Genomic DNA, 768 nt, shown 5'->3' on the forward strand with positions numbered 1-768 from the left:
CCCCTGTGATGACAAGGATATCGAGTTAACGCTGGGCAGACATCTTCAGCTCATTGGAGGCACGGACAATCTGCAAGCGGCTCTGGGCATCTATACCCGGCTGCGCACCCGGGCGGCAGTGGGTAAGACAAATACCCCCTGCGATGACAAGGATATCGAACTGGCTCTGGGCAGAGTACTTCAGGCCATGGGGGGCAAGGGCAATCTGAGAGCAGCCCTGGACATCTTTATCCGACTACGCACCCGGGCAGCAGGGGGTAAGGCGAACACCCCCTGTGATGACAAGGATAGATCGAATTGGCTTTGGGCAGGCACCTCGAGCTTATGGGGGGAGCGGACAACCTGAAAACAGCCCTTGACATCTATACCCGGCTGCGTACCCGGGCGGCAGGGGGTAAGGTGAACACCCCCTGTGATGATAAGGAGATCGAACTGGCTCTGGGCAGATACCTCCAGATCATAGGAGACATGGACAGCCTGAAAGCAGCCCGGGACATCTATACCCTGCTGCGTAGCCGGGCGGCAGGGGGACAGGTGAACACTCCCTGTGGGGACAAAGATATTGAATTGGGCCTCGCATCTATTTTTATTGATATGGGAGAGTGGGAGCAGTTTGATGGGATGCAACTCAACAAACAGTTGTTTTCAGGGTTCGAAACCTGGTTATGTTCTAGCATCCGTTACTTCAGGGAATTAACGGAAGCTGTGGACATATTGCCCGCACATACGACTCTGTTAGGGAAAGCGCTGCATTGGGCTGCTCTTGCT

At 54.9% G+C, this 768-nt stretch carries 2 protein-coding genes; both read left to right on the forward strand.

Annotated elements, in window-relative coordinates; translation table 11 throughout:
- A partial coding sequence (locus tag E1189_RS22440; RefSeq protein ID WP_230459888.1) for a hypothetical protein occupies positions 1-346 on the forward strand: 346 nt, incomplete at its 5' end.
- Positions 325-768: hypothetical protein (locus E1189_RS00855; RefSeq protein ID WP_155158233.1), on the forward strand; the 444-nt coding region annotated here is incomplete at its 3' end. The genes E1189_RS22440 and E1189_RS00855, both read left to right, overlap by 22 nt.

This window comes from Parendozoicomonas verongulae (assembly GCF_009711465.1).
In the GTDB taxonomy this organism is placed as follows: domain Bacteria; phylum Pseudomonadota; class Gammaproteobacteria; order Pseudomonadales; family Endozoicomonadaceae; genus Sansalvadorimonas; species Sansalvadorimonas verongulae.